Origin of the sequence: Arenibacter catalasegens, from assembly GCF_002909235.1 — a bacterium.
Taxonomy (GTDB): domain Bacteria; phylum Bacteroidota; class Bacteroidia; order Flavobacteriales; family Flavobacteriaceae; genus Arenibacter; species Arenibacter catalasegens.
Map to the genome: position 1 here is coordinate 1 of NZ_PHQQ01000055.1, position 8,866 is coordinate 8,866.

An 8,866-nucleotide genomic window follows, 5' to 3' on the forward strand; every position below is an offset into this window, starting at 1 on the left:
TGCGAATGAAGAGGTAATTAAGAAATACCTCCAAAACCAGGGAAAATCTCAATATAGCGTGATACATAAGAATCAATTACGTTTATTTTGATACCTCGATGGCTCTGCCTCGAGGTAGTTCATTTGGTATTGATGGTACATAAGTATAAACCCTCTTTAATTGCGTTAAGTTTAAACACTTTGATTGCCTTTCTTTCTTCCATGGTACCGTAGTCAAAAAATGTAGTTGCTTTTAAATATGTTGGGTCTTGTGTACCGTTTCCGAAGTAAGAAACATTAACTACCCATTCCCCTTTTAGGTCGTCGTCCAAAAAGAATTGTTTACTAGAGTACCCTTTTAAAATTGCTGCGGACAGTTCGGCTTCCTTAGTTTCAACAGTAAACTCCCAAAGATCATAATACTTTTCAGGATCTACAAATTGTAATTCAAATTCGGCCGCATTATTGTTCCATTCAAAAAGTACTCTGGTTTTTAGGCTTTTAGTACTTTCCTCTAGTACCCCACTTTCCAAAATAAACTCCCCTGCATTAAGATTAATAATATTCATCCGTTCTGTAGTCATAAGCTCGTCCGTACCGTATTTGTCAAATGGAACAGAATCGAGATCATTAACGGCTAGCTCATAACGAGTATAAATATGTAATGCCTTTTGGTAATTCCCTAACTCCTCATAGGCATTGGCTACATCTCTGTGCGACTGGGCATCTCTTGGTCTTAACTTCAAAACTTTTAAATATTGCTGTAAGACACTTTCCAATAACCCCATTTTTTCATACCTATAGGCCAATGCCTTTAGTGCTATGGCATCATCAGCGAATTTATGTGCCATAGTATCCAGCAGTGCCAATGATTTTTTGTTGTTTCCCCAAGTGGTCCTGAAATATTCGGAAACGTCAAGTAAATAATAGGGAGAGTTACTAAACCTTGTTTTTTGATTTTCAAATATTTGATCAGCCTTTTCTTCCGAATCGGCCAAAGAATATTCTTTAATATACTCAGGATTTTCTGGGATATATGCCGACTTTATTGCTAACTGATCATAAATACTATCCCTTAATCCTGAATTATTATAGCGCCGTTCTACCCCTAGTTCATCTATGCGGGTCTGCTCCTTGGTATTAATAATTATAACTCCACCAACACCTCTAGGACCATATCTGGCAAATGCTCCGTTTCTGGTAAGTACAGCCACGCGATCAATTTCGTGAACAGAAATAAAGGTCGGTGCCTTTTCATAAACAAAGCCGTCAACATCAAAAATAACAGAGTCTTGTGTACTCCCATATTGTGGCAAATAAGCACTTGGGTCAAGGGGGTTAGTTACCCTGTCTATTCCCATATTTGGAACCCATACCATTAAAGCATCCAAAAAATCCATTCCTGCTGGCATTAGATTTTTACCATCAATGACCCGCATCGAATATGAAGTCCGATCCTTGTCCATAATTCCCCATGAGGTCTTAATTAGGTTAGTGTTGGTTGGGTAATCTGCCAGAAGTTCTTTTTGGCTTTTACGTTTTCTTTTTTTTACAACTACTTCATTCAATTCCTCTACATGTTCTGATAGTCTTATATCCAATACATTGTTAGTGTCATCAACAGGAACTTCAATAGTTTGCATTCCCAAATAGGTAAATACCAATATATTTTCAGAATACACCTCGATGCTATATTTTCCTTTGGCATCCGTTTTTGTTCCAACCGTAGTGCCTTTGATTACCACATTGGCATTGGGCAAAGCCTGGTCCATATAAGTGACCTTACCGCTGATGGCAATCTTAGTTGCCTGAGAGGCCCCAATTAAGAAAACAAAGAGAAATGCAACACTGATAAAAATCCTGGTCATTCGGTAAACTTTAGAATTTGAAAGTAATATTCAATTCTTGAAATTAGGTAATTATTTTAAGATAAACCCCTGAGCCTCCTTATTTTATACTCCCTAAAGTTTCAGATCTATTTACCTTTCCACTGCCTGTCTCCACAAACTGGTCTACACTAAATATTTCTTTGGGGATTTCAAATTTGGAAATTGAGTTAAGGGATTTGATATCCACATGTAACTGCTCCGTATCCACATTTCCTTCGACGACCAATATCAATTTCTGGCCCAATTGGGCATCAGGGATTCCAGAGACAAAAAACCTGGTATTTATCAAAGTCGACAATTTGGATTCCAACTGCTCCGGAATTAATTTTACTCCCCCAGAATTAATCACGTTGTCATACCTGCCCAACCATTGGAATTCTGAAGAAGACATAAGGTTTACCACATCATTGGTCACTATAATATCATCCGAAACTTTAGGCGCTTCAATCACTAGACAATTCCTTTCATCCTTTGAGAAAACTACCTCAGGGAGTGCTTTAAAATTGTTTGAGACGGTATCGTCCGAAAGCTCCTTCACTGCAATGTGAGTAATGGTTTCGGTCATCCCATAGGTTTCGAAAATCTTAGTATCCATATTTCTTAAACTTAATTTAAGTTCTGGTGAAATAGGGGCGCCTCCAACTATTAAAGTACCTATTCGGTTTAAATATGAAATTGAATTTTGTACCTGCATGGGTACCATGGCACAAAAATCGTAGGTCTTAGAAGTTAAATCCAGTGGATGCGATATAGGCTCTACAATGTCTATTTCCCAGCCTAGAACTATGGCCCGGACCAACATCATTTTACCTGCAATAAAATTGGCAGATAAACAATTTAGGGCCCTTGCTCCCACTTTCAAATTAAAAAAAGTTCCCGTGGCCAAAGCAGAGTTGGCCATATGTTCTTTTTTTAAGGAAATTATTTTTGGAGTGCCAGTAGAACCAGAGGTATTTACTTGAATTGAATCTGAATGATCCAACCAATCCATAAGAAAATCACCAATAGCCTTTTCATAATCCTGCCCCTCCTTTACTAGGCAATAGGCCAATTCCTTTACATCCTCAAAATCGTAATGGATTCCGTTGAATTTGAATTTAGGATGGATATGATTATAGATTTGACCCATTTTCTTCCATTAATTGTATCGTTTCAATACTTTGTACATCCCCAGTAAGTCGCTCCTTCCAATTGCTCCAACCGTATTTTTTAGAGAATATGAAGAGGAGAATAGGATAAATTACCAAAACAGGGACAAAAACATCCCAACCTAACTTAGGATCAGAAATATCCCGATAAAGGGATTCGGTTTGGAAAGCGGTCCAATCAGCGGTCACTAGGAGTGCCGTCAACAAATTATTGGCAGCATGAAAACCTATGGCCAATTCCAACCCTTCATCCATTAAGGTTAAAATCCCAAGAAAAAATCCGGTGCCTATATAATAGACCATTATACCGTACCCCAATTTTTCGACCTCAGGATTAAAAAGATGCAACAACCCAAAAATCATTGATGTGATTACCAATGGCACCCATCTTTTTCCTGCCATTAATCCAATACCCTGCATAAGATATCCACGCATAAAATACTCTTCAAAACTAGTTTGGAGTGGGATTAAAAACACCGAAATAAGGCACAAAATAATAAAGGGTTTTGCATTAAAGTTGAAGACATAATCCTCAGGGGACATATATATGTCCAGTCCGGTAATCAAAATAGTTATCAATCCCCAAAGACCGAAGGCAAAAAACACTCTTTTCCAATCAATTCTATTTCTGCTGGTGGTAAGGGAAACTATGGTTTGCCGATGAACAAATTTAACGGTAAGAAAAGTGGCCAATAGACCAAAAACAAAAGAAATTAACATTAAGAACAGGAATAGGTTGCTTCCAACAACTCTGGACATCCCCGGGACATCTGTGGGAAAGGATTCTCCACCCAATGACTTTACTATGATGACCCCGAGCAGTGGAATCGACCCTAAAAGTTGCCATCCAATAAATATGATCACAACTCCAACCAAATACCGCCAAGATTCGTGATTTCCTTTATATCCTTGTTCAATATACATTTATATTCTGTATTAAATTAGTTTCCCAAATTTTGTCATTAACATACCTTATAGCACCATTTTCAACGGTTAACGGGCTGTCAAAATTATTGATATACAAGCCACCAGTACCCAATCCCTGCGGTAATTTATTATCTAAAGTATAGGTCCACTGTGCAATGGCGTTAAGGCCAACATTGCTTTCCAAGGCGCTGGTAACCCACCATTTTATACCAAGCTCTTCTGCTATTACAATCCATTCCAAGCTTCCCCTGAATCCACCTATTAAACTAGGTTTTAGGATAATATATGTCGGATTTATGGTATGTAGCAGTTTCTCCTTCTCCGTTACATGTGTAACCCCAATCAATTCCTCGTCCAAAGCAATTGGAATGGGGGAATTTGAGCACAATTTCTTCATTTCATTGGAGTTCCCCGCTTTTATGGGTTGTTCTATGGAGTGCAGATTAAATTGTGAAAGGCGTTCCAGTTTAATCATTGCCTCTGCCGGAAGAAATGCGCCATTGGCATCGACCCTAATTTCGATTTCTTTTTCGCTGTATTTATTTCGAATGGAATTCAAAAGTGCTATTTCCTTCTCAAAATCTATGGCTCCAATTTTTAATTTTATGCATTTGAAACCTTCCTCCAACTTTTGCTGGATCTGTTGATGCATAAAACGTTCATCTCCCATCCAAATTAGTCCATTGATTTCTATGGGTCGATCGTTTTGTGTGAATTCTGAAGGATAAAGTAAAAAGGGGTCAATAGAATTTAGGGATAAAAAGGCTTGCTCCACCCCGAACTGAATACTTGGATAATCCATCAAAGCATCCCATAGTCCGTCTATGCCTAAACTGATATTATCGCAGGTCCATTTTAGCCTTTCCTCATAGTCTGGAACATCATCAATACTTAAACCCCTTAAAATACCGCATTCTCCAATTCCGAATTTTTTATCCTGTTCTAGAATAACAAAGAAGGTTTCTTTATGGGTCATGATACCCCTAGAGGTACCACTGGGACGTTTAAAATCTAAAATATGTTTTTTGTAGGTCGCTTTCATGAAATGTAAAATCAAATTTAACTATCTTTTTTTTCTTAAAATGAAAAAAATGAAAACAAAAGAAGATAAGGTGGTTTGGATAACGGGGGCTTCCTCCGGCATAGGCGAGGCACTGACCTATGAACTTAATCGCAAAGGCTATAAACTAATTATTTCTTCCAGAAAAGTTAAAGATTTACAACTAGTAAAGGATCGTTGCCCAAATGGTGATTTTATCTCCATCCTCCCATTGGACTTGATAGATATGGATAATATGGCTGAAAAAGTAACGGAAGCTATGTCTTACTTTGGATCAATAGATATACTGATAAATAATGCTGGCATAAGCCAACGTTCCTTAATTATGGATACCGATTTGGAAGTATATAAGAAATTAATGGAGGTTAATTATATGGGAACCATTACTCTAACCAAAGCAATACTCCCCTATTTTGTGTCTCTACAAAAAGGACATTTTGTTACCGTAACCAGTCTAATGGGGAAATTTGGATCGCCGTATCGCTCTGGATATTGCGGGGCCAAACATGCCCTTCACGGTTTTTTTGATGTTTTGCGTATGGAACATGAAAAGGACAACATTAAGGTTACCCTAGTTTGTCCTGGTTTTGTAAATACCAATGTAGCGGTAAATGCCCTTACTGCAAATGGAACTCCTCAGGTTGACAATGATATGGCCACTAAAAATGGATTATCTCCTTATGTCTTTTCTAAAAAAATGGTCAAGGCCATTGAAAGAGAAAAATTCGAAGTTTACATTGGTCGGAAAGAAGTAATGGGTATCTATTTGAAAAGATTTTTACCTAAACTGCTCCACAAGGTAGTTTTGCGAAATAAAGTAAGATGATTAAACTGTTAAATCCTCACCTATGTCCAAGAGGATTAATTCCTTCCCAAGTTTGGAAAATTTTTCAATAGATTCTTTATGGTCGATTACGATATACCCAAAAGTATCATAATGGTATCCCATTATTTTAGGGCACTCAATAAAATCAGAAGCCTTTATGGCATCGTCCACTCCCATCGTAAAATTGTCTCCAATGGGCAAGACGGCAAGATCTAATTTAAAGGACATTGGAATAAGCTTCATATCCATCGTCAATGCCGTGTCTCCCGCAATATATACCTGTTTACCTTCGGAAGACAAAATAAACCCTCCAGGTTGTCCCCCATAGGATCCATCAGGAAACGAAGAGGTATGAATAGCATTTACATATTTTAAGGTGCCGAATTCGAACTTCCAATTCCCCCCATGATTCATAGGATGGGCTTTTAGCCCTTTATTTTCATAATAGGTGGCAATTTCATAATTGCTCACTACCGTGGAATTATTCATTCTCCCAATTTCCTCTACATCCAAAATATGATCTTGATGGGCATGGGTAACCAGTATATAATCGGGTTTAAGATTTTTTATATCGATTTTCCCGGTTGCTTTTTCATTCGCGGAAATAAATGGATCAACCAATATCCTTTTGCCTGCAGTTGTAATTAGCAAGGAAGCATGACCTAGAAAAGTAATTTGCATAAGATGAACTGTTTTTATTCAAATTTATTTAAAATTGAACCAAAAACGAACTCCTTCAGATGTTTTATCGATATTTAAAGTAGATTGTAGCTGATTTACCAAACGATTCATTAACCTAATTCCCATGGAAGAATTGGCCCTATCGTCTGTATCTTCGGGTAGTCCTATACCATTATCGGTATACTCGAAATACCCTTCCTGACTCCCATTTTTCCTTAAATGGATATAAATTTTTCCATTTTCATCATCATCGGGGAAGGCATACTTAAAGGAATTGGAAACCAATTCGTTTAAAATAAGTCCAAAGGGAATGGCCCGATCAATATCCAACTCCACGCCTTCGGCATCTATGGCAATATTAATATTATGCCCCCCTTTTTTGTAAACCGATTGAACACTGTTGATAAGACTTTCTATATACCCTTGCATTTCTATAACCGAGAGGTCATCGTTCTGATATAATTTTTGATGGATCAGCGCCATGGCCTTTACCCTACTCTTTCCTTCCTCTAGGGCTTCTATTGCCGCTTTGCTCCTTGTATTTTTAGTTTGTAAGCTAAGTAAACTGGAAACCATTTGAAGATTATTTTTCACCCTATGGTGTATTTCTTTCAAAAGAGAATCCTTTTCCACAAGGGAGGCCTCAATAATGCGTTTCTGTTCAGCAATCAATCGCTGATTCTTAATACTTTTCAAATAGGCAAAAACCAGGCCTGCAAATCCTAAAAGTGTAAAAATCAAGGAAATAAAAACTATGTTGATCCTTTCCTCTTTTGCCTGTAAGTCGCTCCGCGATTGCTCCAAATCCTTCTTCTGCTGCTCCATCATTTTCTTGGAGTACTCAATTTCCTGCCCAGCAACGGCCGCTAACTGTTGCTTTTTCATGGAGGATTCATTTCTATTCAGCGAATCCCTAATTCGTACGTTTCGTTTTAAAAAATCAACGGAATTTTTAAAATCCCCTATCCGGTCGTAGTAGGATGCCAATAATCTATTCTTCCTAAGAATATTTTCAATCTTTATGGGTTCCGGCCCCTGCAAAAGATATTCCTTAGCTTTTTCGTATTCTTCTTTCTGAAGATGACAATCTGCCAATTCCAGGGTATTCTCCACCATTTCTGATGAGAATTTACCTTTATTATGTTCGGTGATCAGTTCAATGGAATTTTCCAAATATGGTATGGCAATGTCATATTCCTTTAGTAAGGCATGGCATTTACCTATATTACCCTCAATAATTCCTTTTAATAAATTACCATTGCTTATTTCTTCATCGGTTTTTTCCCTACTTATATCATTCAGATAAACGTCTATAAATCCCTTTGCTTTCTTATAATAAGTTAAAGCCGTTGGTATGGACATATCCAAAAGAAGATAGTTGCCTACATTATTCTGATATTGTGCCTGTCCATAGTAGTCGTCCTCACGTATCGTTTTCAGCTTATCCTTTATGTAGTCATTCATTGCCGTTCTGTGGAGTCCCAGGTTGGAATAAATATCATAAAAAATAACTTTGTCCGTTAGGCCTAAATTTTTCTTCTCATTTCTTATTTCGAATTGGCGGTCATAAAGCCCCAATTTCGCATAGTTATTGTCGATTAGATCCAGTAGGATCCTTTTGGATTCCATATCCAAATTTTCGATTTTTTTATACAATTGGTTGGCAATGGCTACACTTTTGCTAAAGTCTCCTATATCGTAATAAAGCTGGGATTGCATAAGCTCATATTTGGTAGTGCTTATGGTATCATTTACTTTTTGAGCATTGTTATGATATACATTTACCGTTGCTTGCCAGTCATAGGCCGAATTTTCGGAATAGCGATTTGTAGTACCAAAAAAGTAATCGAATCTTTCCTGCACTCCTTGCTTATCCTGAAACTCTTTAAAATGATCGGGCTTAACAACTGAATCTTGGGCTGGTAAATACCAAAAGCACATTGAACAAATCAATAATGTAACAAACATTTTTTTAAAAGACTTCGCCATTGTTCAATTCTTGTCTAAAATTCTCTAATTAGTCTTTGTTCCTTTTTGTTTAATTTGTAATAGCTTTTGGGATTATGGTACACAATAATACAAACGCCAAAGCGGGGTTAATGTTGTACCCCGAATAATCCCTAAACCAGTATAATTATTGCCTTATTACCAACATTGCCCCATTTTAACGGTATAAAGGCAAGGTAACCATTATTTCATTTTTCCTGTTTTTATCCTGCAATAAGTAGGATTTGTCTCATCCTAAATAATCGATACAGATTATTGAAGGATTAAATTTAAATATTAAGGCTGAACAATGATAACATTGTTCAGCTTTTTTGATTTGTACTGTTTTCTTTTCAATTTGTTTTGTGCG

The 8,866-nt window shown here is 37.1% G+C and carries 7 protein-coding genes; 1 reads left to right on the top strand and 6 read right to left on the bottom strand.

Annotated elements, in window-relative coordinates:
• Window positions 1-119: 119 nt before the first annotated feature.
• From CWD90_RS22525 to CWD90_RS22540, 4 genes are all read right to left on the bottom strand, one after another.
• Window positions 120-1,847, bottom strand: coding sequence for a carboxypeptidase-like regulatory domain-containing protein (locus tag CWD90_RS22525; RefSeq protein WP_103478311.1), 1,728 nt, complete (start codon window positions 1,845-1,847; stop codon window positions 120-122).
• A 79-nt stretch (window positions 1,848-1,926) separates the two neighbouring features.
• Complete coding sequence (locus CWD90_RS22530; protein WP_103478312.1) at window positions 1,927-2,997, bottom strand: AMP-binding protein; 1,071 nt, start codon at window positions 2,995-2,997, stop codon at window positions 1,927-1,929.
• A complete protein-coding gene (locus CWD90_RS22535) occupies window positions 2,981-3,940 on the bottom strand; it encodes a CPBP family intramembrane glutamic endopeptidase (RefSeq protein ID WP_103478313.1) in 960 nt (319 codons plus the stop codon). The genes CWD90_RS22530 and CWD90_RS22535 overlap by 17 nt, the downstream gene beginning before the upstream one ends.
• Window positions 3,930-4,985, bottom strand: coding sequence for an o-succinylbenzoate synthase (locus CWD90_RS22540; protein WP_103478314.1), 1,056 nt, complete (start codon window positions 4,983-4,985; stop codon window positions 3,930-3,932). The genes CWD90_RS22535 and CWD90_RS22540 overlap by 11 nt, the downstream gene beginning before the upstream one ends.
• Before the next feature lie 49 nt (window positions 4,986-5,034).
• On the opposite strand from CWD90_RS22540, the gene CWD90_RS22545 reads away from it, so the two are divergent.
• Window positions 5,035-5,829, top strand: a complete 795-nt coding sequence (locus CWD90_RS22545) for an SDR family oxidoreductase (RefSeq protein ID WP_103478316.1) — start codon at window positions 5,035-5,037, stop codon at window positions 5,827-5,829.
• On the opposite strand, the gene CWD90_RS22550 is transcribed toward CWD90_RS22545, so the two are convergent.
• Window positions 5,830-6,510 (bottom strand): metal-dependent hydrolase, encoded by a 681-nt coding sequence (locus tag CWD90_RS22550; protein WP_103478315.1) that lies wholly within the window; start codon window positions 6,508-6,510, stop codon window positions 5,830-5,832.
• A 24-nt stretch (window positions 6,511-6,534) separates the two neighbouring features.
• Window positions 6,535-8,478 (bottom strand): sensor histidine kinase, encoded by a 1,944-nt coding sequence (locus tag CWD90_RS22555; RefSeq protein WP_103478317.1) that lies wholly within the window; start codon window positions 8,476-8,478, stop codon window positions 6,535-6,537.
• Window positions 8,479-8,866 lie beyond the last annotated feature (388 nt).

Bases quoted from the DNA above. Each gene is read 5' to 3' on its own strand.
- CWD90_RS22525 (WP_103478311.1), bottom strand. From the start codon at position 1,847: ATGACCAGGATTTTTATCAGTGTTGCATTTCTCTTTGTTTTCTTAATT.
- CWD90_RS22530 (WP_103478312.1), bottom strand. From the start codon at position 2,997: ATGGGTCAAATCTATAATCATATCCATCCTAAATTCAAATTCAACGGA.
- CWD90_RS22535 (WP_103478313.1), bottom strand. From the start codon at position 3,940: ATGTATATTGAACAAGGATATAAAGGAAATCACGAATCTTGGCGGTAT.
- CWD90_RS22540 (WP_103478314.1), bottom strand. From the start codon at position 4,985: ATGAAAGCGACCTACAAAAAACATATTTTAGATTTTAAACGTCCCAGT.
- CWD90_RS22545 (WP_103478316.1), top strand. From the start codon at position 5,035: ATGAAAACAAAAGAAGATAAGGTGGTTTGGATAACGGGGGCTTCCTCC.
- CWD90_RS22550 (WP_103478315.1), bottom strand. From the start codon at position 6,510: ATGCAAATTACTTTTCTAGGTCATGCTTCCTTGCTAATTACAACTGCA.
- CWD90_RS22555 (WP_103478317.1), bottom strand. From the start codon at position 8,478: ATGTTTGTTACATTATTGATTTGTTCAATGTGCTTTTGGTATTTACCA.